Source organism: Trichococcus ilyis (genome assembly GCF_900109135.1).
In the GTDB taxonomy this organism is placed as follows: domain Bacteria; phylum Bacillota; class Bacilli; order Lactobacillales; family Aerococcaceae; genus Trichococcus; species Trichococcus ilyis.
In genome coordinates, this window is record NZ_FNYT01000013.1 from 43,288 (window position 1) to 65,591 (window position 22,304).

General features: G+C 49.5%; 20 protein-coding genes. 18 read left to right on the forward strand and 2 right to left on the reverse strand.

Features of this window, described 5'->3' with window-relative positions; all coding sequences use genetic code 11:
• The first annotated feature begins 78 nt into the window (after window positions 1-78).
• The 10 genes from metG (at window position 79) to purR (ending at window position 9,674) form a co-directional block, all read left to right on the forward strand.
• Window positions 79-2,097: a methionine--tRNA ligase gene (metG, locus tag BMX58_RS07795; RefSeq protein WP_068623412.1), complete on the forward strand. Its 2,019-nt coding sequence runs from the start codon at window positions 79-81 to the stop codon at window positions 2,095-2,097.
• A gap of 125 nt (window positions 2,098-2,222) precedes the next feature.
• Complete coding sequence (locus BMX58_RS07800; protein ID WP_068623491.1) at window positions 2,223-3,005, forward strand: TatD family hydrolase; 783 nt, start codon at window positions 2,223-2,225, stop codon at window positions 3,003-3,005.
• Complete coding sequence (gene rnmV, locus BMX58_RS07805; protein WP_068623411.1) at window positions 3,002-3,601, forward strand: ribonuclease M5; 600 nt, start codon at window positions 3,002-3,004, stop codon at window positions 3,599-3,601. Before BMX58_RS07800 ends, rnmV begins: the two co-directional genes overlap by 4 nt.
• Entirely contained in the window at window positions 3,598-4,509 is a 912-nt protein-coding gene (rsmA, locus tag BMX58_RS07810; RefSeq protein ID WP_068623409.1) for a 16S rRNA (adenine(1518)-N(6)/adenine(1519)-N(6))-dimethyltransferase RsmA, read from the forward strand. The genes rnmV and rsmA overlap by 4 nt, the downstream gene beginning before the upstream one ends.
• Window positions 4,510-4,764: 255 nt before the next feature.
• Window positions 4,765-4,998, forward strand: a complete 234-nt coding sequence (locus tag BMX58_RS07815; RefSeq protein ID WP_068623407.1) for a Veg family protein — start codon at window positions 4,765-4,767, stop codon at window positions 4,996-4,998.
• Between the two features lie 240 nt (window positions 4,999-5,238).
• A complete protein-coding gene (gene ispE / locus BMX58_RS07820; RefSeq protein ID WP_068623405.1) occupies window positions 5,239-6,099 on the forward strand; it encodes a 4-(cytidine 5'-diphospho)-2-C-methyl-D-erythritol kinase in 861 nt (286 codons plus the stop codon).
• Between the two features lie 149 nt (window positions 6,100-6,248).
• The gene (locus BMX58_RS07825) at window positions 6,249-7,202 is read left to right on the forward strand and encodes a metal ABC transporter substrate-binding protein (RefSeq protein ID WP_068623403.1); all 954 of its coding nucleotides are present in this window, start codon (window positions 6,249-6,251) and stop codon (window positions 7,200-7,202) included.
• An 18-nt stretch (window positions 7,203-7,220) separates the two neighbouring features.
• Window positions 7,221-7,928, forward strand: coding sequence for a metal ABC transporter ATP-binding protein (locus BMX58_RS07830; protein ID WP_068623401.1), 708 nt, complete (start codon window positions 7,221-7,223; stop codon window positions 7,926-7,928).
• Window positions 7,874-8,683, forward strand: coding sequence for a metal ABC transporter permease (locus tag BMX58_RS07835; RefSeq protein ID WP_068623399.1), 810 nt, complete (start codon window positions 7,874-7,876; stop codon window positions 8,681-8,683). The genes BMX58_RS07830 and BMX58_RS07835 overlap by 55 nt, the downstream gene beginning before the upstream one ends.
• A gap of 157 nt (window positions 8,684-8,840) precedes the next feature.
• Window positions 8,841-9,674, forward strand: coding sequence for a pur operon repressor (gene purR / locus BMX58_RS07840; RefSeq protein WP_068623397.1), 834 nt, complete (start codon window positions 8,841-8,843; stop codon window positions 9,672-9,674).
• A gap of 73 nt (window positions 9,675-9,747) precedes the next feature.
• Here the strand turns inward: purR and BMX58_RS07845 are convergent, their stop codons facing one another.
• Complete coding sequence (locus tag BMX58_RS07845; RefSeq protein ID WP_068623395.1) at window positions 9,748-10,281, reverse strand: cupin domain-containing protein; 534 nt, start codon at window positions 10,279-10,281, stop codon at window positions 9,748-9,750.
• Window positions 10,282-10,487: 206 nt separating this feature from the next.
• Between BMX58_RS07845 and glmU the strand changes: the two genes are divergently transcribed.
• Together glmU and BMX58_RS07855 are read left to right on the forward strand one after the other, a co-directional pair.
• Window positions 10,488-11,864 (forward strand): bifunctional UDP-N-acetylglucosamine diphosphorylase/glucosamine-1-phosphate N-acetyltransferase GlmU, encoded by a 1,377-nt coding sequence (gene glmU, locus BMX58_RS07850; protein ID WP_068623393.1) that lies wholly within the window; start codon window positions 10,488-10,490, stop codon window positions 11,862-11,864.
• A 96-nt stretch (window positions 11,865-11,960) separates the two neighbouring features.
• A complete protein-coding gene (locus tag BMX58_RS07855; RefSeq protein ID WP_068623391.1) occupies window positions 11,961-12,941 on the forward strand; it encodes a ribose-phosphate diphosphokinase in 981 nt (326 codons plus the stop codon).
• Between the two features lie 237 nt (window positions 12,942-13,178).
• Here the strand turns inward: BMX58_RS07855 and BMX58_RS07860 are convergent, their stop codons facing one another.
• Window positions 13,179-14,156, reverse strand: coding sequence for an L-lactate dehydrogenase (locus BMX58_RS07860; protein ID WP_068623389.1), 978 nt, complete (start codon window positions 14,154-14,156; stop codon window positions 13,179-13,181).
• Window positions 14,157-14,543: 387 nt separating this feature from the next.
• On the opposite strand from BMX58_RS07860, the gene pth reads away from it, so the two are divergent.
• The 6 genes from pth to BMX58_RS07890 all read left to right on the forward strand — a co-directional run bounded on the left by pth (window position 14,544) and on the right by BMX58_RS07890 (window position 22,281).
• Window positions 14,544-15,113 (forward strand): aminoacyl-tRNA hydrolase, encoded by a 570-nt coding sequence (gene pth, locus BMX58_RS07865; protein ID WP_068623387.1) that lies wholly within the window; start codon window positions 14,544-14,546, stop codon window positions 15,111-15,113.
• 110 nt (window positions 15,114-15,223) lie between these two features.
• Window positions 15,224-18,769: a transcription-repair coupling factor gene (gene mfd, locus BMX58_RS07870; RefSeq protein ID WP_068623385.1), complete on the forward strand. Its 3,546-nt coding sequence runs from the start codon at window positions 15,224-15,226 to the stop codon at window positions 18,767-18,769.
• A complete protein-coding gene (locus tag BMX58_RS07875) occupies window positions 18,759-20,381 on the forward strand; it encodes a putative polysaccharide biosynthesis protein (protein ID WP_068623384.1) in 1,623 nt (540 codons plus the stop codon). The genes mfd and BMX58_RS07875 overlap by 11 nt, the downstream gene beginning before the upstream one ends.
• A gap of 27 nt (window positions 20,382-20,408) precedes the next feature.
• Window positions 20,409-21,467, forward strand: a complete 1,059-nt coding sequence (locus tag BMX58_RS07880; protein WP_068623383.1) for a MazG nucleotide pyrophosphohydrolase domain-containing protein — start codon at window positions 20,409-20,411, stop codon at window positions 21,465-21,467.
• Window positions 21,454-21,732, forward strand: coding sequence for an RNA-binding S4 domain-containing protein (locus BMX58_RS07885; RefSeq protein ID WP_068623381.1), 279 nt, complete (start codon window positions 21,454-21,456; stop codon window positions 21,730-21,732). Before BMX58_RS07880 ends, BMX58_RS07885 begins: the two co-directional genes overlap by 14 nt.
• A 114-nt stretch (window positions 21,733-21,846) precedes the next feature.
• Window positions 21,847-22,281, forward strand: a complete 435-nt coding sequence (locus BMX58_RS07890; RefSeq protein WP_068623380.1) for an FtsB family cell division protein — start codon at window positions 21,847-21,849, stop codon at window positions 22,279-22,281.
• Window positions 22,282-22,304 lie beyond the last annotated feature (23 nt).

Genomic DNA, 22,304 nt, shown 5'->3' on the forward strand with positions numbered 1-22,304 from the left:
CCTTGACTTTTGTGGTAGAATGGTACGGTAAGTTGCGTACATTCGCAAAGAACTTAGAATTCAGGGAGGCACTCATTCGTGGCTAAAGACAAAAATACATTTTATATCACTACTCCAATCTACTATCCGAGCGGTAAGCTGCATATCGGAAATGCGTACTCGACTATCGCATGCGATGTAATGGCACGCTATAAAAAGATGATGGGATTCGATGTGTTCTACCTGACAGGTTCAGATGAGCATGGACAAAAAATCGAGAACAAAGCGGCAGAGCTGGGCATCACACCGAAAGAATATGTGGACGGCATGGCGCAGGATATGCAGGATCTGTGGAAACGTCTGGACATCTCCAACAACAAATTCATCCGCACGACTGATGACAATCACGTTCAGGCTGTTCAGCAGATTTTTGAACAATTATTGGAACAAGGCGACATCTATCTTGGCGAATACGAAGGCTGGTATTCCGTTTCCGACGAAGAGTTCTTCACGGAAACCCAACTGGCTGAAGTATACCGCGATGCCGATGGAAAAATCATCGGCGGGGTCGCTCCAAGCGGCCATGAAGTCGAATTGGTGAAAGAGGAATCGTACTTCTTCCGCATGAGCAAATATGCGGATCGGCTGTTGGCTTATTACGACGAGCATCCCAATTTTATCCAACCGGAATCACGCAAAAACGAGATGGTCAACAATTTCATCAAACCGGGTCTGGAGGATCTGGCTGTTTCGCGGACGACCTTCACTTGGGGTATCCCGGTCAAGAGCAATCCGAAGCACGTTGTCTACGTCTGGATCGACGCTTTGGCGAACTACATCACTGCATTGGGCTATGGTTCGGCTGATGATTCCCTTTACCAAAAATATTGGCCGGCCGATGTGCATATGGTAGGAAAAGAAATCGTCCGCTTCCACACCATTTATTGGCCGATCATGCTGATGGCTCTGGACCTTCCGCTTCCTAAGAAAATCTTCGGCCACGGTTGGTTGTTGATGAAGGAAGGCAAAATGTCCAAATCCAAAGGCAATGTTGTCTATCCGGATATGTTGGTGGAACGCTTCGGTTTGGATGCCTTGCGCTACTATCTGATGCGCGAAGTGACTTTCGGCAGCGACGGCATCTTTACGCCGGAAGATTACGTTAACCGGATCAATTATGATTTGGCGAATGACTTGGGTAACTTGCTGAACCGGACGATTGCGATGATCAACAAATACTTCGGAGGAAACATTCCTGCTGCGCTTGCGGAAGAAACGGCTTTCGACGCGGAACTCAAAGCGATGGCAGCGGAAGTGACCGAGAACTACGTGAAGGAAATGGACAACATGCAGTTCAGTTCGGCACTGTCCGAAGCTTGGCGTCTCATTTCACGCGCGAACAAATACATCGACGAGACCGCTCCGTGGGTATTGGTGAAGGACGAATCCAAGCAAGCGGAGTTGGGAAGCGTTATGTCGCATTTGGCGGAAACCTTGCGCGTTGTCGGCATTCTCTTGTCTCCGTTTATGACGCAGGCACCATTCAGAATGTATGAACAGCTTGGTTTGGACTTCGAGAAACAAGGCACGTGGGAAAACGTAGCCTTCGGAACGTTCCCGGCGGACGTGAAAGTAGTCGAAAAAGGTACGCCGATCTTCCCGCGTCTCGTTACAGAAGACGAAGTCGCCTATATCAAGGAACAAATGGGTGGAACGGCTCCAGCGGAAGAGGAAACAGTCGCGGCCGAGTGGGATCCGTCAACAACCGTATTGACTTCCGAAAAAGAAAAACAGATCAAATATGAAGATTTCGATAAAGTCGAGCTGAAGGTGGCCGAGGTCATCGATTGCCAGAAAGTCGAAGGCGCCGACAAATTGCTGAAATTCCGTTTGGATGCAGGGGATGAAGGCCATCGCCAAATCCTTTCGGGCATCGCGCAATGGTATCCGGATCCTGCGTATTTCATCGGCAAGAAAGTCATCATCGTCGCGAACCTGAAAGCGCGCAAAATGAAGGGTGAAATCAGCCAAGGGATGATCCTTTCGGCTGAAAAGGATGGTGTGCTGCAAGTCATACTCGCACCTGAAACGGCAGCAAACGGTTCAACGGTGGCATAAGGATTTTTGGGATTCGAAGGAGGCCGGGACACCTGTTCCGGACTCCTTTGTCAATTTACTCTGCGGAAGAACCAGGGGAGGCAATGCACAGCAAAACACTTCCCGCGGGAACCGGAAAGGACACTATGGATAAACTATTATTTGATACACACACTCACCTGAATGTCGACGCTTTTGCGGAGGATGCGGATGCGGCAATCGGAAGGGCGCTGGAAGCAGGGGTCGGAAGATTTGCGGTTGTGGGCTTCGATGCAGAAACCATAAAAAAATCACTCGAATTGAGCGAACAATATCCTGAAATTTACAGCATCATCGGCTGGCACCCTACAGAAGCAGCGAGCTACACTGCTGCAGTGGAAGACAGCCTGATGGCGCTGCTCGAAGAAAAAAAGGTCGTGGCTATGGGTGAAATGGGTCTGGACTACCACTGGGACACAGCGCCACATGATGTCCAAGCCAAAGTTTTCCGGAGACAAATCGCGATCGCCAAAGAATTGGAGCTGCCAATCAGCATCCATATGCGCGACGCCATCGAAGACACGTACCGCATTCTGAAGGAAGAGGGCGTCCGCGACATCGGCGGCATCATGCACAGTTACAGCGGGGATGTAAACTACATGAAGAAGTTTTTGGATCTGGGTATGCACATTTCAATCAGCGGCGTGGTGACCTTCAAAAAGGCGACCGAAGTCCATGAAGTGGCCAGAGTCGTTCCGATCGAGCGACTCCTGGTTGAAACCGATGCGCCTTATTTGGCTCCCGTCCCGTTCCGCGGCAAGCGGAACGAGCCGGCCTATGTTCGCTACGTTGCCGAAAAGATTGCGGAATTGCGCGGGCAGACCTTTGAGCAGATTGCGTTGCAGACAACCAAAAACGCGAATAGATTATTTGGGTTGGATACGGAATGAAAATAGAAGAGATTATAGTGGTAGAAGGAAAAGACGACACCAACCGCATCAAACAAGCGGTTGAGGCCGATACGATCGAAACGAACGGATCGGCAATCAACGAAGAAACATTGCAGCTGATTGCCCATGCGCAGGCGACCCGGGGCGTCATCATCTTCACCGATCCGGATTATCCGGGCGGCAAAATCCGCGAAACAATCGTGCAACGGATTCCCGGTGTCAAGCAGGCGTTCCTGCGGAAAGCGGATGCGCAGTCCCCGAAAGGCGGAAGCCTTGGGATCGAGCATGCCTCCCCGGAGATCATCAGGGAAGCGTTGCGGAACGTCTATACGCAACGGCAAACGGAAACAAGCGATATCGACAGGAAATTTCTGGACGAATGGCACTTGGTCGGTCACGCGGACTCAGCGCGCTACCGCGAATTGCTGGGGGATGCTCTGGGGATCGGACATACGAACGGGAAACAGTTACTGAAACGTCTGCGCATGTTCCAACTGGGAAAAGAAGATGTCAACGCTGCAATGATGGCCATTTTGCAGGAATTGGAAGAAAAGGATAGCCTGACCGCATTGCGGCAGGAGGAGGAAAACAGATGAGTGCATTAGAACACCATAAGGATATAGCAACACCAAGCAGGACGAACGCCATCCTGAAAAAATACCACCTGACCATGAAGAAGAGTCTGGGCCAAAATTTTTTGGTGGAACCGAATATTTTGACGAAGATGCTGGCGGCGGCGGGCATCGATAAAAACACCAATGCAATCGAAATCGGGCCCGGTATCGGAGCGCTGACGGAGCGTCTTGCCAGAGATGCCAAAAAAGTAGTGGCGTTTGAAGTGGACAGACGGTTGGCGCCGATCCTGAAGACGGAACTTGCGGCTTATGATAATATCGAAATCATTTTTCAGGATATTCTGCAGGCGAATGTTCCGCAAGTCATCGAGGAGCATTTTGATCCGGCTGATCGATTGGTAGTGGCGGCGAATCTGCCTTACTACATCACAACGCCAATCATCATGAATTTCATCGAAACGGATTTGCCGATCGATACATTTGTGATGATGATGCAGAAGGAAGTGGCGCAGCGCATGACAGCGAAACCCGGAACGAAAGCGTACGGTTCTTTGACCATTGCGATCGACTATTACACGCAAGCTGAGATAGCCTTCATCGTTCCAAAGACTGTGTTCGTTCCGCAACCGAATGTCGACTCGGCCATCCTGAAGCTGCAGCGTCGAGCCGAACCAAAAGTGAAGGTTACGGATGAGAAATTCTTTTTTGATTTGGTCCGTGCCAGTTTCAATCAGCGCAGAAAAACGCTCTGGAACAATCTGCAGTCCCGCTACGGAAAAACGGAAGAGATAAAGGCAGCTTTGTCAGCTGGTCTTGAAGAGGCCGGCATCGAGCCTTCAAAACGGGCAGAAACCTTGAGCATAGAACAATTTGCGGATCTTGCGAATGCGCTGGCCAAATATTTGGTTGATCAAAAATCGACTGGATGATTGCCTGGTGTTTTCGCCTTTGCAGCCACCTTCATGATGGCATCCGCGCCGCCTTGTTGCAGCGGTTCAGCGTGGAAGGTGGCGCAGATGCCGTTCAAATTTTGGTCCTGCAGGTTTACTAAAAAAGGATTAAAAAAGTCCGTAAGATTTCTTTAAAGTTTTATTCGTTTCATAGTTGCGTGCATACGTCCTCTGTGATATACTTGTTAATTTAATTTATCTGTGTTATACTGTTCTTTAGTGAGGTGAAACAGAATGCCGGATAATTTGAGTCAGATTAAGGAACAACTGGAATGTCACTTAGGCCAAAAAGTTATGCTGACTGCGCAAGCAGGACGCAAACGCAAGACGGAACGAAAAGGTATTTTGCGGGAAACGTATCATGCTGTATTTGTGGTTGATCTAGACCAAAATGAAAATGCATTTGAACGTGTATCATACAGTTATGCAGATGTTTTAACCGAAGCTGTAGAGATTTTATTTTTATGATGAAGAAAAATGCCAGTACGCTTAAAGTATGAAAGAACTTATTCCAAATAAATCAAACAGACAGCGAATTGTCTGTTTTTTTTTTATGAAAATTATTTGGAGGAAGCTGGTACGATGGCGGAATGAGGCGATACAAAAGATGCAGCAACTAATTCGAATTTATTGACATATATTTCTTTTAAAAACGGCAAGCTTACGCTAGTATTGTAGTATAAGAACAGTGGAGGGGAGCGTGGAGCGATGGAATGGATTGAACGTGCACCGGCAAAAATAAATTTGGCGCTGGATGTATTGTATAAGCGAGATGACTCTTATCATGAACTGGAAATGGTGATGGCTTCGGTCGACCTCGCGGACCATCTTACTTTTACTCCTCTCGAAGAAGATGAAATCAAAATCTACACGAACAAAGTCTTTTTGCCGGTGGATACGCGGAATCACGTTTACCAAGCAGTGAAGCTCCTCAAAGACCATTGCGGGATCAAAAAGGGCGTCAAGATCGAAATCGACAAGAAAATCCCTGTAGCTGCCGGATTGGGCGGAGGAAGTACCGATGCTGCCGCGGCTTTGCGGGCACTGAACAAGATCTGGGAGCTGCATCTTTCCGTTGAGGACCTGATCGCGATCGGCAATCAGGTCGGCTCGGATGTTCCTTACTGCATAGTGGGCGGCACGGCTTTTGTTTCTGGGCGGGGAGAAATCGTCCGGAAGTTGCGGCCGATGCCGTCCTGCTGGGTGATTTTGGCAAAACCGCGCTTGAGCGTCTCGACGAAGACGATTTTCCGGCTGCTCGCTGTCGAAGAACTGCAACATAAGCCGACCTCCCGGATCGTAGCGCAGGCCATCGAGGAGGGGGATTACGAACGGATGTGCCGGAATGCAGGAAATGCGTTGGAACAGGTGACCTTCCACAAGCATCCGGAGCTGCGCCAATTGAAAGACCGGATGGAGAAATACGGCCTTGAAGGCGTCACGATGAGCGGCAGCGGGCCTACCATCATCGGCTTCAGCAGAAACACATCGCGCATCAAAAGGGTCTACAACAGCCTGCGCGGATTCTGCGAAGAAGTATACATGGTTCGCCTGCTCAACGAAGAATGACAAAAAAAGAACCGCGAAACCCTCAAATGGGCTTTGCGGTTTTTGCTTGTGAAACGGAAGCGGAATGGTTGACGCGCTGCAGCCTGTTGTGATAAAGTATCTATCGGGACTTAAACAGGAATCATTACGTTTTGGAGGAATAATCATTTATGAAAAATAGACTGAAAATGACCGGACTGCTGTCTGCGGCAGTCCTTGCTTTATTCGGCTGCGGAACGAACGGGGACGGCGGATCAGGCGTTTCTGAAGAGGGAATCAAGGTTGTCACGACCTTTTATCCGATGTATGACTTTGCGAAGAATGTGGTGGGAGACAACGGCGAAGTTTCCGTTTTGCTTGATGCCGGACAAGAGTCGCATGGCTATGAGCCGACACCGCAGGATATCGCGGCGATCGCTGACGCTGATGTGTTCATCTACAACAGCGATGAGATGGAAACGTGGGTGCCGAGTGTATTGGAATCCATCGAATCGAGCGAAGTGATCATTGTGGAAGCTGCCGAGGATATCGACCTTTTTGAAATCGAAGAGGCTGCAGCTGAAGAAGAAGCGCACAGCGAAGAAGAAGGCGGGCATGACCACAATGTCGATCCGCATGTCTGGCTGGATCCTGTGTACGCTCAAACGGAGATAGACGCGATTTTGGCCGGGTTGCTCGAGGCGGATCAAGCCAACAAAGACAGTTACGAAGCGAACGCTGCTGCATTCAAAGGGAAATTGGCGGAACTCGATGCGGCTTATCAGACTGCTTTTGAGAATGCCGAACACCGCACATTCGTTGTGCAGCACGCCGCTTTCGGCTACATCGCACGCCGCTATGGCCTGACTGAAGTGGCGGTTTCCGAAGTGTCTTCCGACGCGGAACCGAACCCCGCCAAATTGGCTGAGCTGCAGCAATTCATGGTCGACAACGGGATCACGACCGTCTATTATTCGGACAGCGCTTCTTCCAAAACGGCCGAAACGCTTGCCGAGGGGGCAGGGGCTTCCTTGGAAGTTTTGAGTCCGCTTGAAGGGATAACCGATGAGGACCAAAAAGCCGGCAAAGATTATCTGAGTGTGATGCAAGAGAATTTGGCAGCTTTGAAAAAAGTGATCCAATAACAGAAGAGAGGAATTCAAGTGGATTACATCGATGTACAGCATCTGTCGTTCTATTACGACGATGAACCTGTCCTGCAGGATATCACCTTCCAGGTGCATGAAGGGGAATTTGTCATCCTCACCGGCGAGAACGGTGCGGCAAAATCGACTTTGTTGAAGAGCATCCTGGGTCTTCTGAGCCCCAGGGAAGGTAGCGCGACGATTTCGAAGGTGAATTATCGCGGAGAAAAACTCACGATCGGTTATGCACCGCAACAGATTTCATCGTTCAACATCGGTTTTCCGAGCCGTGTACTTGAGTTTGTCGAGTCCGGCAGATATCAAAAAGGCAAGTGGTTCAAAAAGTTGGACGAGGAAGACCATACGCACGTAAAAAAATCCTTGGAATCAGTGGGCATGTGGGAGATGCGCAACAAAAAAATCGGTGAACTTTCCGGTGGCCAAAAGCAGCGCATCGCTTTGGCACGCATCTTTGCGACCGATCCGGACTTGTTTGTGTTGGACGAGCCGACAACAGGGATGGATAAGGAATCGCGTGAGCGTTTCTATCGCTTGCTGAAGCACAATTCGCAAGTCCACAACAAAGCGATCATCATGGTTACGCATGAACACGAAGATATCAAAGAATTTGTCGATACCCACATTCAGTTGGTCAGAAAGGAGGATTCGCCTTGGAGATGTTTCTCTATGGATTTATGCAAAGAGCCTTCCAAGCATCAACATTGATCGCGATCATGGCGCCCGTTTTGGGTCTCTTGCTGATTCTGCGCCGGCAATCCTTGATGTCGGACACGCTGTCGCATGTTTCCTTGGCAGGGGTTGCCTTGGGGATGCTCCTTAACATCAATCCGACGCTCACCACGTTGGGCATCGTCATCTTGGCGGCGATCGGCATCGAATATTTGCGCGTCATTTTTAAAGGCTATTCGGAAATATCGGTCGCAATCCTGATGGCTACAGGGATGGCGGTCGCGTTGGTGCTGATGAGTTTCGTATCAGGAAAGCAGAACGCAAGCGTGGAACAGTATCTGTTCGGGTCGATCATCACCATCAATGATCAGCAGATCCTGATTTTGTTGGCATTGGCGATTATTGTCGTGGCCCTGTATCTGATTTTCCGCAAGCCGTTGTATGTATTGACGTTTGATGAGGATACGGCCCATACAGCGGGATTGCCGGTCCGGCTGATGTCGCTGTTGGTGTCTGTGATCACAGGTGTTGCGATCAGCGTGGTGATGCCGATAACCGGATCTTTGCTGGTGTCCTCCATCATGATCTTGCCGGCAGCCATCTCGATGAGGCTGGTCCATACCTTCAACAGTGTCATCCTGCTTGGGATCGGGATCGGTTTGGCAGGGATGTACGGCGGATTGTTCGCATCGTATCAATACGGAACGCCTCCCGGTGCCACCATCACTTTGGTGTTTGTGGCCATGTTCGTATTGACCAGCATCTACAAAGTCGTCGCCGAGAAGAAGTAGAATCTTAACAATAAGATATATGCACAAGAGCAGAACATTGCTCTTGTTTTTTTTGTATTAATTCGATTAAAAACGAACAATAATTAATTAAAAGCTTTCATTTTTCAGGAATCAACTATATAATAAGGAAAAGTACGTGAATGGGGAGAGATTTGGATTGAAAATAAAGCGTAGTGAACGGTTAGTCGACATGACCCGTTATTTGTTGGAAAGACCGCATCGGTTGATATCGTTGACCTATTTCGCCAAACGTTATGAATCAGCGAAATCATCCATCAGTGAAGATTTATCCATCATCAAAAAAACATTCGAAGATCGGGGAACCGGGATTGTCGAAACGTTGCCGGGTGCAGCGGGAGGCGTCAAATATATTCCGACAATCAAAAAGGAAAATGCCCGTGAAATTATAGAAGAAATGTGCGAAATCATGAACAGCAAAGATCGGCTGTTGCCGGGTGGCTACGTTTATCTTTCCGACATGCTGGGCAACCCGGAGCTGCTGCAGAAAATCGGGCGCGTGATCGCGGCGCAATACGTCGACAAAAAAGTCGATGCAGTCATGACGGTAGCTACCAAAGGGGTTCCGATCGCGCAAGCGGTAGCCACTTATCTGAATGTGCCGTTCGTCATCGTGCGCCGGGATTCAAAAATTACCGAAGGCTCCACTGTGAGCATCAATTACGTGTCTGGTTCATCCGACCGGGTCGAAAAAATGGAGCTTTCCAAGCGCAGTTTGGCGCGCGGTTCCAAAGTGCTGATCGTCGATGATTTCTTGAAGGGCGGAGGCACCATCAACGGGATGCGCAGCATGATCGCTGAATTCGAATCGGAGACGGTCGGCGTCACGGTGTTCGCTGAAGCCGGCTACAATTCCAAACGCGAAGTATTCGACTATACGTCGCTGATCCGCGTAAACAATATCGATTTGAAGGATCATTCCATCAGTGTGGGTTTGGGCAATTATTTCGATGAAGGCACCGAATTAGCATAATTTGAAGCCAAAGAGCCTGATCTTGAACACGCGTTCAAGATCAGGCTCTTTCGTGCGTCGGGGGGCAGACGGGTCAGGTTGGCCCGCTCCGGAAAGAAGTTCCCGGCAATGTTTTGTAGGCCAATTTTTCCAAAATAGGTCCGCAATCAGGATAATCCTTCAGCAAGGCGTCGTATGGCAGCAGTTCAAAATCCCGGTAATCGAACCCTGGCGAGACCATGCAACTTACAAGCGCGTAGTCGCCGGATTGGCCTTCGATGCTGCTACCGAAGATGACCCCTTTCGGAACCGTAAATTGGAAAAGTTCGCCCTTTTCAGTCTGCCGGCCCATTTTCACCGCTTCATAGCAGCCGTCGGGGTGCAGCAGATGGATCGTCAAAGCATTGCCTTCGTGGAAGTACCAGACCTCGTCGGATTTCAGGCGGTGAAAATGGGAAGGGTTATCTGCCGTAAGCAGGAAAAGGATGTTGCTGTAGAGATAGCGTTCCCGCCGATCCTCGGTAACGATCAGTTCGGGAGAATGGCTGGTTTCGCGGAAATAACCGCCTTCCGCGTGGGGCTGCAGCAGCAGTTTGTGGATCCAAAATGATGCAGTCGGTTTTGTCATTGGGATCAGTCCTTTCGAGGTGTCCTTCTGTCTACAAGTATATCCAAAAAACCGGTCAATAAGAAACAATGTATCCGTATTCTTCGTTTTTCCATTAGAAAATGAAAAGAAGTCTGAATTTATATACGACATCATATTGAAAAAAGCAAGTTTTTAGGCTAAGATAATTTAGTTGAAGGAATAAAATGAAAAGATAGGAGTTGCTTATGGCTAATCGTTTTGCAATCATACTTGCCGCTGGTCAAGGAACGCGCATGAAAAGCAAACTTTACAAAGTATTGCATGCAGTTTGCGGAAAACCAATGGTGGAGCACGTCGTGGATCAAGTTGAGGCTGCCGGCATAGAGAAAGTTGTGACAATCGTGGGGCACGGCGCTGATACTGTTAAAGGATACTTGGGAGATCGTTCGGAATATGTATTGCAAGCGCAACAATTGGGAACAGGGCATGCTGTCCTGCAGGCGCAAGCTGTGCTGGAGAACGAAGAAGGCACGACCTTGGTCATCTGCGGCGATACACCGTTGCTGACTGCAGAGACGTTGGAAGCTTTGCTGCAATACCATGAAGAGAAAAAAGCGAAAGCAACTATCCTGACTGCGCAGGCTGATGATCCGACCGGTTATGGCCGCATCATCAGAAATGCATCAGATAATGTAGAAAAAATCGTGGAACAAAAAGACGCTTCTCCGGAGGAAGCACGCGTGCAGGAAATCAATACAGGCACGTATGCTTTCGATAACAAGCTGTTGTTTGCTGCGCTGCAATCCGTCGGGAACAACAATGCGCAAGGCGAATACTACTTGCCGGATGTCATCGAAATCCTGAAGAATCAAGGCGAAATCGTGACGGCTTATCAGATGAGCGATATGGGGGAAGCTCTGGGCGTAAACGACCGGGTCGCATTGGCTGAAGCTTCCGTATACATGAAGCGACGCATCAATGAAAAGCATATGCGCAATGGCGTTACCTTGATCGATCCTGATAATACGTACATCGAATCGGATGTCATCATCGGAAGCGACACAATCATTGAACCGAACGTATTCCTGAAAGGGAAAACCGTCATCGGGCAAGATTGCTTCATCGGATCGGGTTCGGAACTGAGCAATACGACCATCGGCGACCGTGTCCAAGTCAGAAGCTCGAACTTGGAGGACTCCGTGATGGAATCCGACAGCAACATCGGTCCGTTCAGCCATCTGAGACCGAACAGCCATATCGGAAAACGCGTCCACATCGGCAATTTTGTGGAAGTGAAAAATGCGGTACTGGACGAAGATACAAAAGTCGGCCATCTGACTTATGTGGGGGACGCGGATCTTGGCAAAAACATCAACGTCGGTTGCGGCACTGTCTTCGTGAATTATGACGGCAAACACAAACACCGTTCCAAAATCGGTGACAATACGTTCATCGGCTGCAACGTGAATATCGTGGCACCGGTCAAAGTCGAAGCCAATACTTTCCTGGCTGCGGGTTCGACCATCACCAAAGACGTTCCTGCAGGCGCGATGGGCATCGCCCGCAGCCGCCAGGAGAACAAACCCGGCTACTGGGAAAAATTGCCGCCAGCCGAAAAATAAAGCAAAACATTATGCATGTATGGTAGAATGATTTTGAAAATACAATATCAGTATGTGCTTCATTTGGTAAAAACAACAGATTAACGGAGGATTATCATGACAGAAAATTATCAAGATCCAAAACTTAAGATTTTTTCCTTAAGTTCGAATCGCCCCTTGGCTGAGAAAATTGCGGCTGACGTTGGTGTGGAGTTAGGAACCCTTTCTTCATCCCAATTCAGTGACGGAGAAATCAAAATCAACATCGACGAAAGTATCCGCGGTTGCCACGTGTACGTCATCCAATCGACAAGCTCTCCGGTAAATGACCACTTGATGGAACTTTTGATCATGATCGATGCTTTGAAACGCGCGAGCGCAAAAACAATCAACGTTGTTTTGCCGTATTATGGCTATGCTCGCCAAGACCGCAAAGCGCAATCACGTGAGCCTATCACTGCTAAATTAGTGGCGAATATGATCACTCAAGCCGGCGCTGACAGATTATTGACACTTGATATGCATGCTCCTCAAATCCAAGGTTTCTTCGACATTCCGGTCGATCATCTATTGGGAGCTCCGTTATTGGCCAGTTATTTCTTGGATCATGAAGTCCTCAATCATGATGTGGTTGTCGTTTCCCCTGATCACGGTGGTGTGACAAGAGCCCGCAAACTGGCTGAATTCATCAAAGCTCCGATCGCCATCATCGACAAGAGAAGACCGAAGGCGAACGTTGCCGAAGTCATGAACATCATCGGTAATGTCGAAGGCAAAAAATGTATCCTGATCGATGACATGATCGATACTGCCGGCACAATCACCTTGGCTGCCCAAGCATTGCAAGATGCAGGCGCAGAGGATGTCTATGCTTGCTGCACACATGCTGTATTGTCAGGTCCGGCAATGGACCGCATCAACAACTCCGTAATCAAAGAACTGATCGTGACTGACTCCATCAACATCCCTGAGGAAAAAGTCAGCGAAAAAATCGTACAGGTATCCGTGTCACAATTGATCGCCGAAGCAATCAAACGTATCCACGAAAACCGCTCCGTAAGCCCGTTGTTCCAAGAAAAATTCGTGATCATCGACTAAGAATGAATGGCTGCACAAAAAAGTCCTCCTGCCGGAGGGCTTTTTTGTTTGCGGGGAGCAGCTTCAGGTTTCGGGTTGCAGCCGGAAAAGATGGATAACGGGAAAAAAACATCTTTCCTGCCGCCGAATCCCGCATCCCTGCACCCGCACAAACACCAAATCACCGAAGACTGCCCCAAAAACCAAAAAACACCCGCCGGCCCGGAAGGGGCCAGCGGGTGTTGAACTTTGCAACTATTATTTTTCGTCTGTTTCCAGGCTGGCAAATCCTTCTTCCAACACTTTTTTCAGTGTCGTAGCGGACAGATCCATTTTTTCCTGTTCTGCATCGGACAATGGGATTTCGATGATGTTGCGGATACCGGAACGGTTGATGACTGCCGGCACGCCGATGAAGATATCTTTGTGCTCATATTCTCCATCCAAGTAGACGGATAAAGGCATGATCGCATTTTCGTCGTTCAGGATCGCTTTTGTGATGCGGGCCAAAGCGACTGCGATACCGTAGAAGGTCGCGCCTTTTTTCTCGATGATTTCGTAAGCCGCATCGCGCACTTTGAAGAACACATCGACCAAAGCTTTTTCATCAACAGCTGAAGTTTGTTTTACCCATTCATAGATTTGCAGGCCGCCGACGTTGGCGTGGGACCATACCGGGAATTCGGTATCACCATGTTCCCCTAAAATATAGGCGTGAACATTACGTGCATCTACGCCGACCAACGCAGAGATGCTTTGACGGAAGCGGGCGCTGTCCAAGGAAGTACCGGAACCGATGACGCGGTTAGCAGGGAGTCCTGAGAATTTCCAGGTTGCATAAGTAAGGATATCCACTGGGTTGGATGCAACCAAGAAGATGCCGTTGAATCCGCTGGCCATGATCTCTCCGATGATCGCCTTGAAGATACGCAGGTTTTTGCTTACCAGATCCAGTCGTGTTTCGCCAGGTTTTTGAGCTGCTCCTGCAGTCAAAACAACGATATCAGCGTCGTGGCAATCTGCGTATGACGCCGCATAAATTTTCTTGGGCGAGGTATAGGCTAACGCGTGGGATAAGTCGATGGCATCCCCCTCTGTTTTTGCTTTGTTGATATCGATTATACCCAACTCATGACCAATGTTTTGTGTAACCAGTGCAAACGCATAACTTGAACCTACAGCGCCGTCACCGACCAAAATAATTTTTTGTCCTGTACTTCCACTCAATTCTGCCATTATAATACTCCTCTCACTATTTGCTGGTTCTATTATAACACTTCATTAAGGCGATTACTCTTTAGGCCTATCCTTCTCGGCAAAGATTTTCAGAACCAGCGCGCTTGCACGCAAAGGATAAACAGTGAACAACCTGTGAAATATTATATAAAAATATTATAAAATAAACTAGCGTTGTTTTCAACAAAGAGCTGATATTTTTTTCACAAGATTTTTAACCCGTCTGCAGACCAATTTCTTACGCTTAGCCGGGGAATGTGGTATACTGTTCAAAAGCAAACTGTGCGGATAATATTCGCGCAGCCTTTTTTCGCGCAAAAGAGGAAGCAGGCAGTCGTCTGTGCCTTTGCGAACATAACAATGAATGCAAAATATAGGGGAATACACATGAAAATGATCGTAGGATTGGGGAACCCAGGCCCGAAGTACACCGACACGAAGCATAATGTCGGCTTTATTACTTTGGACGAGTGGGCTTTTCAAAATAAAGAAAAGTACAACAAAAATAAATTTGAAGCGTTATACATAGAGACTACCTTGGACGGAGAAAAAGTGCTGTTCGTCAAACCGCTGACTTTCATGAATGATTCAGGACGAGCGGTAAGGCCGCTGATGGATTATTACAACATACCGATCGAGGATCTGGTAGTCGTTTATGATGATATGGATATGCCGGTCGGCAAGATACGGCTTCGCCAAAAGGGCGGAGCCGGCGGACATAATGGCATCAAAAGTCTGATTCAGCATCTGGGCACGCAGGATTTCAACCGGATCCGCATCGGAGTCGGAAGGCCCAAAAATAACATGTCGGTCATTCAGCACGTATTGAGTCCTTTCCCGCAAGACGAACATGCCGACATGCTTGCGGCAGTGAAAGAGAGTGTCGAAGCGATCGGCCACTTCATCAAAGGGAATAATTTTTTGGATACGATGAATCAATTCAATAAAAAAGGTTAGGTTCAGCTTCAGCTGGACCTCTTTTGTGTCTGTCGCAGCCTGGATAGGCGAATCAACATGAAAACGATAGCCTTTTTTTGCAGAACACACCATGAACGAGGAGAATATTCATGAAAGACATAGAGAAATATTTAAAGAATACAAAAAATATCCAGACATTATTGTCTGAAATCAACGCCGAGTTGCCGCAACTGGTTGCAGGTCTTTCCGGTTCAGGCCGCAACCTGTTGACAAGTATCCTGTATGAAGAGCTGCAGAAGCCAATCGTTGTTTTGGCACCCAACTTGCTGCAGGCGACCCAGGTTTATGAAGACATCAGTCAACTGTCTCCAGCTATCCCCGTCCATCTCTTTCCGGTTGAGGAATCGGTAGCGGCCGAACTGGCTTTTTCATCGCCCGAATACCGCAGTCAACGGGTCGAGACATTGGACTTTCTGAAGAGCGGCAGAAAAGGGATCATTGTGATTCCGGCTGCGGGATTCAAAAAAATCCTTTCCCCGGCTTCCATCTGGGAAAATCATTGCCTTGATTTTTCCAAAGGGGCAGAAGCAGATCTGGAAAGCTTGCCGGAAAAATTGGTCGCGATGGGCTATACACGCGAACGAATGGTCGCCAGACCGGGTGAGTTCAGTATCCGCGGCGGCATCATCGATATTTATGCCTTGAACGAGGAAAACCCCTTGCGGATCGAATTGTTCGATACCGAAATCGATACATTGCGTTATTTCGATGCCTACACCCAAAAGTCGGGAGAGTACATCGAAAACGCCCGGATCCTGCCGGCGCATGACACGCTTTTCCCGAAAGAGGAAGTGGCGAAGCAAGCTGATGCAGTTGCGAAAAAAGCGGAAAAAGCCATCAAAGGCATCAAACAACCAGAAGTCAAGGGAACGCTGACGAGCGTTTTCGCCGAATTGACGGAGAATATGCAGCTGGGTGAACTGAACAGGAACCCCCAATTCTATACAAGCTTGATTTATCCTGAACAGCCCACAGTGCTGGATTATATCGCAAGCGATGCCTTGCTGATTGTGGACGATTATAACCGGATTCTCGAGGTGGAAAGAACGATCGAGAGCGAATCGGCGGAATGGAAAATGATGAAGGTGGAGGAAGGCGTCTGTCTGCCTTCGCAGGATTTCACCGCCGATATCCGCGAAGTGATCAAAAAGTCCAAACAGCATCGCATCTATTATGCTCTGTTTCATAGGGGATTCGGGAATATGCGGTTCCATGGAGTCTATCCTTTCCAGTACCGCACACTGAACAACTTCTTCAGCCAGATGCCGCAAGTGAAACTGGAAATGGAACGGTGGCTGAAGCAGCACATGACAGTGTTCGTCGTGGTCCCTTCCGCTGAACGTGCCGAAAAAGTGCAGCGGACATTCGCTGATTTCGGTATCCACAGCTACATCAAAGGAAAGGATTCCTTTCTTGAAAACAAAGTCAATATCCTGGTCGGCGGAATGGCCAATGGCTTTGAATTGCCGCAGGAAAAAGTGGTGTTCGTAACCGAGAAAGAACTTTTCAATAAAGTGACGAAAAAACAGCCGCACCGCCAGAAAATGACGAATGCGGAGCGGTTGAAGAGCTATACGGAACTGAATCCCGGCGATTATGTCGTCCATGTCAACCACGGGATCGGTCTGTATACGGGCATGGAAACCATCGAGGTGGGGGGCGTCCACCAGGATTACATGTCGATCGCTTATCAGGAAGGCGCAAAATTGTTCATTCCCGTGACACAAATCCATCTGATCCAGAAATATGTTTCTTCCGATGCCAAAACGCCGAAGATGCACAAATTGGGCGGAACGGAATGGGCGAAAACGAAAAAGAAAGTCGCCTCCAAAATCGAAGATATTGCCGATGAGTTGATCGAGCTGTATGCGAATCGTGAATCGGAAAAAGGATATGTTTACCCGCCGGATACGCCGGAGCAACTCGAATTCGAAAATGCCTTCCCTTACACGGAAACTGATGACCAATTGCGCAGTACCGCAGAAATCAAGGCAGACATGGAGAGCAGCAAACCGATGGATCGCTTGTTGGTCGGTGACGTCGGATACGGAAAAACGGAAGTGGCGATGCGGGCGATCTTCAAGGCGGTGCAGGAGGGCAAGCAAGCCGCATTCCTCGTCCCGACGACCATCTTGGCGCAACAACACTACGAATCATTGATGCAACGGTTCGAGGACTACCCTTTTGAAATCGGATTGCTGAGCCGTTTCCGCACGAAAAAACAGCAAGAGGAAACGTTGGACGGCATCCGTAAAGGGACGGTCGATATCGTTGTCGGCACGCATCGGATCCTATCGAAAGATGTCACTTTCGCGGATTTGGGCTTGTTGGTGGTCGATGAAGAACAGCGCTTCGGTGTGAAACACAAGGAACGCCTTAAACAACTGAAAGCCTCTGTCGATGTCCTGACGTTGACGGCGACGCCGATACCGCGCACGCTGCACATGTCGATGCTGGGAGTCAGGGATCTGTCGGTCATCGAGACCCCGCCGGCAAACCGCTACCCGGTCCAGACCTACGTGATGGAGCAGAATTACGGAGCTGTCCGGGATGCGATCGAAAGGGAGCTGGCTCGGGGAGGACAAGCCTTTTACCTGTACAACCGAGTGGAAACGATCGAGAAGAAAGCCGAAGAAATCCGCGAGCTCGTGCCGGATGTCCGTGTCGCAGTGGCGCATGGCCAGATGACCGAAGTCCAGCTCGAGAACGTCATCATGGATTTCATCGAAGGCCGCTACGATGTGCTTGTCACCACGACCATCATCGAGACGGGCGTGGATATCCCGAACGTCAACACACTGTTCATAGAGAACGCGGACCGGATGGGCTTGTCGCAGCTGTACCAGCTGCGCGGTCGGGTTGGACGGACAAACCGGATCGCCTATGCCTATCTGATGTATCAGCCGAACAAGATCCTGAATGAGGTCAGCGAAAAAAGGCTGCAGGCCATCAAAGAATTCACGGAGCTGGGTGCAGGCTTCAAGATCGCCATGCGCGACCTGTCGATCCGTGGAGCCGGGAACCTCCTGGGCGCCCAACAACACGGCTTCATCGACTCGGTCGGATTCGATCTCTACTCCGAGATGCTAGGGGAGGCGGTTGCGGCTAAACGCGGCCTCAAAGCAAAAGCGAAACGTTCCATCGTCGAAATCGACTTGGGCATCGATGCCTACATCCCGGCGGAGTACATAGAGGATGAACGGCAAAAAATCGACTTCTACAAACGGATCCAACGCATCGACAGCGTTGCGGATCATGATGAAATCGATGCGGATCTGATCGACCGCTTCGGTGATTACCCGCAAGAAGTTTCCGATCTGTTGGAAGTCGGTCTGATCAAAAATTATGCCGAGAAGAGCCAGATCGAGACGATCAAACGGCAGGGCGATACGATCGCCATCACCTATTCGCAGGAAGCGACCGTCCGCTTGCAGGGGCCCGCTGTGTTTGAAGCGCTCAGCAAAATACCTTTGAAAGCGCAGATCAGCCTGCATAATGCCCGGTTGGTGGTCAGTCTGGCGATCGGGAAATTGCCGAACCGCCAATGGCTGAACCATTTGAACGCATTCGTCAAAGCCTGCGTTGCCGAACCGGATGAAACGAATGGGACAGCAGGAGCGGCCGATGGAAAATAATCGCTTGAAGCAGATGATGAAAGGGGCTTTGTTGCTGTCCTTGGCCGCTTTCGTCACCAAAATACTCAGTGCGGTCTATCGCGTGCCCTTTCAGAATATGGTGGGAAATACAGGTTTCTACGTCTACCAACAGGTCTATCCGATCTACGGCATCGGCATGACGTTCGCGTTGTCCGGTTTTCCGGTTTTTCTTTCGAAGATGATAGCAGAAACGGCGGACAGCGCGACCCGCCAACGGATGATGCGGCGCAGTTTGGTCATCCTGGGGGGGTTCGGCTTCAGCCTGTTTCTGGGCATCTACGGCTTTTCGAGCCAACTGGCTCAACTGATGGGGGATCCGGACCTGAAACCGATCCTGCAGTCTGTATCCTGGATGTTTTTATGGATGCCGCTATTGGCGACGCTGCGCGGGTATTTCCAAGGGAACTACCGCATGGAACCGACAGCCGTCTCGCAGGTTTCCGAACAATTGGTGCGTGTCGGTGCGATTCTTATTGCGGCGTATCTGTACACGAAAACCAAGGGCGACCTGTATGTGATGGGGGCGAATGCCATGAGCGGGGCGACGATCGGTGCAGTCCTGGCAAGCTCGATCCTGTTGGGGGCCTATCAGAATGAAAGGCGCCAAAACGCAGCGTACGCGCTTGATGGGCAGCAGCCAAGAAAGGCTGATCCTGCAGGCCAGTGGGGAATCCTGGTCCGGCGCTATGCTACGGAAGGGATGACGATCTGTCTCCTGAGCGCTATCCTCGTCCTGTTCCAGCTGATCGATTCGTTCACGCTTTATAACGGCCTGTTGGACGGCGGTGCAGCCAGCGATTTGGCAAAAAATGTCAAAGGGGTCTATGACCGCGGCCAGCCGCTGGTCCAATTGGGCATGGTCGTAGGGACCGGTTTTTCAGCCAGCTTCATTCCGCTGATGAGCCAAGCGCATGCGCAAGGGCGCCAACAGGAATTTGTCCGTTCCGCCGTCTCATTGTTGCGGATGACAAGCGTCTTTTCGGCGGCTGCGGTGACGGGATTGCTGGCCATTCTGCCGAACGTCAACAACATGCTCTTCGGGGACCGGGAGGGCATCGCGGTTCTGTCCGTGTATATCTTGGCCATCTTTGCGGCTTCGGTGATGACCGCCTATCAGTCCATCCTGCAGAGTTTGGGCCGATATAAAATTTCTTTGGCAGCTTTGGCTGTAGCTCTTGCGGTCAAGTTTTGCGGCAATCTGCTGTTGGTGAAAACATTGGGTACGATGGGGGCGAGCATCGCCTTGATTGCCGGCTTGGGCGCCATGTTGCTGTTGCTTTGGCTGCAAAGCGAACGCGCCTTGAGGGACGTTTGGTTCGCGGATAAATTCCTGTTGAAGCTGATGATCGGCTGCGTTGTGCTGTTCGTAACGGCAGGGTCGCTCCGGATCGGTCTGGAAAGGTATGTTTTCATGGCTGGCGGCCGGCTGGCGGATTCCGCGATTGCGGCAGTGACGGTTTGCGCGGGTGTAGCTGTATTTTTATGGTATATTCTAAAAGCGAAGCTCTTTACTTTAAGGGAGTGGATCAGTATTCCGTTCGGGAAAAAATTGCTGCGCAAATTGCCGGACAGAACGAGGGGCTTAAAATAGGCAAGACCTAAAGAAGGGGATGGATTTATGGGTAAAATTCAAATAATGGGGCTCGGAGCCGGCGACTTGGAGCAATTGCCTTACGGCATATACAGCAAGCTGCTGGCGGCTGAATTTGTCCATCTGCGGACCAAAGAGCATCCGGTCGTCGAAAATCTGCAGGCTGCCGGGGTGCGCTTCGAAAGTTTCGATGCTGTGTACGAGTCCAAGGATAAGTTTGAGGACGTCTACCGTCAAATCGCGGATTATTTGCTGGAAAAGGCAAAGACGCAGGACCTGATTTATGCTGTTCCTGGACACCCGTTGGTAGCGGAGGATTCCGTAAAGTATCTGCTGCAGAACCAGGCGGGGATTGAAGTGGAGCTGGTCGGCGGCAAGAGTTTCATCGATGATTTCTTTCAGGCGGTGGCCATCGATCCGATTGAGGGGTTCCAGTTGTTGGACGGCCTGACCTTTCACCAGGATCAGCTGAGCTTAGGCAACCATCTGATCGTCATGCAAGTGTTCAATGAATTTGTGGCCAGCGATGTGAAGCTGAAACTGATGGAGAAGTATCCGGATGAGCATCAGGTGGCGCTGGTCGATGCAGCAGGTACGAAGCTCCAGAAAGTAACTTGGTGCCCGCTGTATGAGATGGACAGGCTTGAAGGTGTGCATAATTTGCTTTCCTTGTATGTGCCGCCTCTGCAGACGGATGAGCGCACCAGAAGCTTTGAACTGACCCAAGCCTACATGGATGCGATTGTGGACAAGGATGTGTGGGTGCAATCCCAGACGCACGAAAGCTTGTTGCCTTATCTGAAGGAAGAATGCGAAGAAGTCGCCGAAGCGATCCAGAACGACGATATCGATAACTTGATCGAGGAGTTGGGTGATATTCTGCTGCAAGTTTTCTATCACGCTTCATTCGGCGAGCGGGAAGGCTTTTTCACGCTGGAGGATATCCTGGAAACCTTGAACAAAAAAATGCGCAGACGCCATCCCCATGTTTTTGATGGGGTGAAGGCCGATACGATCGAAGAAATCGATAAAATGTGGCAAGCCATAAAAGCAAAAGAAAAGGGGAATTCCAATGAGACTAGATAAATTTTTGAAAGTATCCCGCTTGATCAAGCGCAGATCGGTCGCCAAAGAAGTGGCGGATAAAGGCCGTATCCTGATAAACGGGAAACAAGCCAAATCAAGCTCAACCGTCAAGGTGGGCGATGAAATGACGCTGCAATTCGGCAACAAGACGGTTGTCGTGCGCGTCGATAAAATTGTGGAAACGACCAAAAAAGATGAAGCGCAGGAAATGTATACACTCATCAGCGAGACGGTCGCGCCCCGGACGGAAGAAAATCGTTTCTGAGGCTGTGAAATGCCATGGACAATCCGCGCCGTTTCTTCTATACTTTTACATGAGCAGAGGTGCAAAAGGATTTTGAGATAACGGGATTGGGGAAGTTCTCAAGGAGGCGATCAGGTGAAGGAAAAGACGAAAAAACATTCTGCCGACAACGTAACCGTGATGCAAAATGATTTTACGAAGGCGCAGCATAGCCAGAAACGTATATTTCAACGGGAAAAGAAAGCCCATATGCGAAGATTGTCCCTGATTTTTTTCGTCGGTGCTGCCCTGATTGTGCCTTGCCTGTGGAAAACGGTGGGCAATTGGCTTGAAATCAACAGGTTGGATGACGCCATCGCTTTGGCCCGGACCGAGAAAAAGCAGGCGGAGGATAAAAATACGCAATTGGCCTATGAAGTCAAATTATTGCAGGATGAGGAATACATCGCCAAATTGGCGCGAAGCAAATATTATTTGAGCAAAGATGGAGAGGTCATCTTCAGTTTGCCTGAGGATAATGAGACGAAAATGGCCGAGAAACAAGGAAATGCAACCGATTCGGATTCATGAGCCCGCTGATGGATAAAGATTCT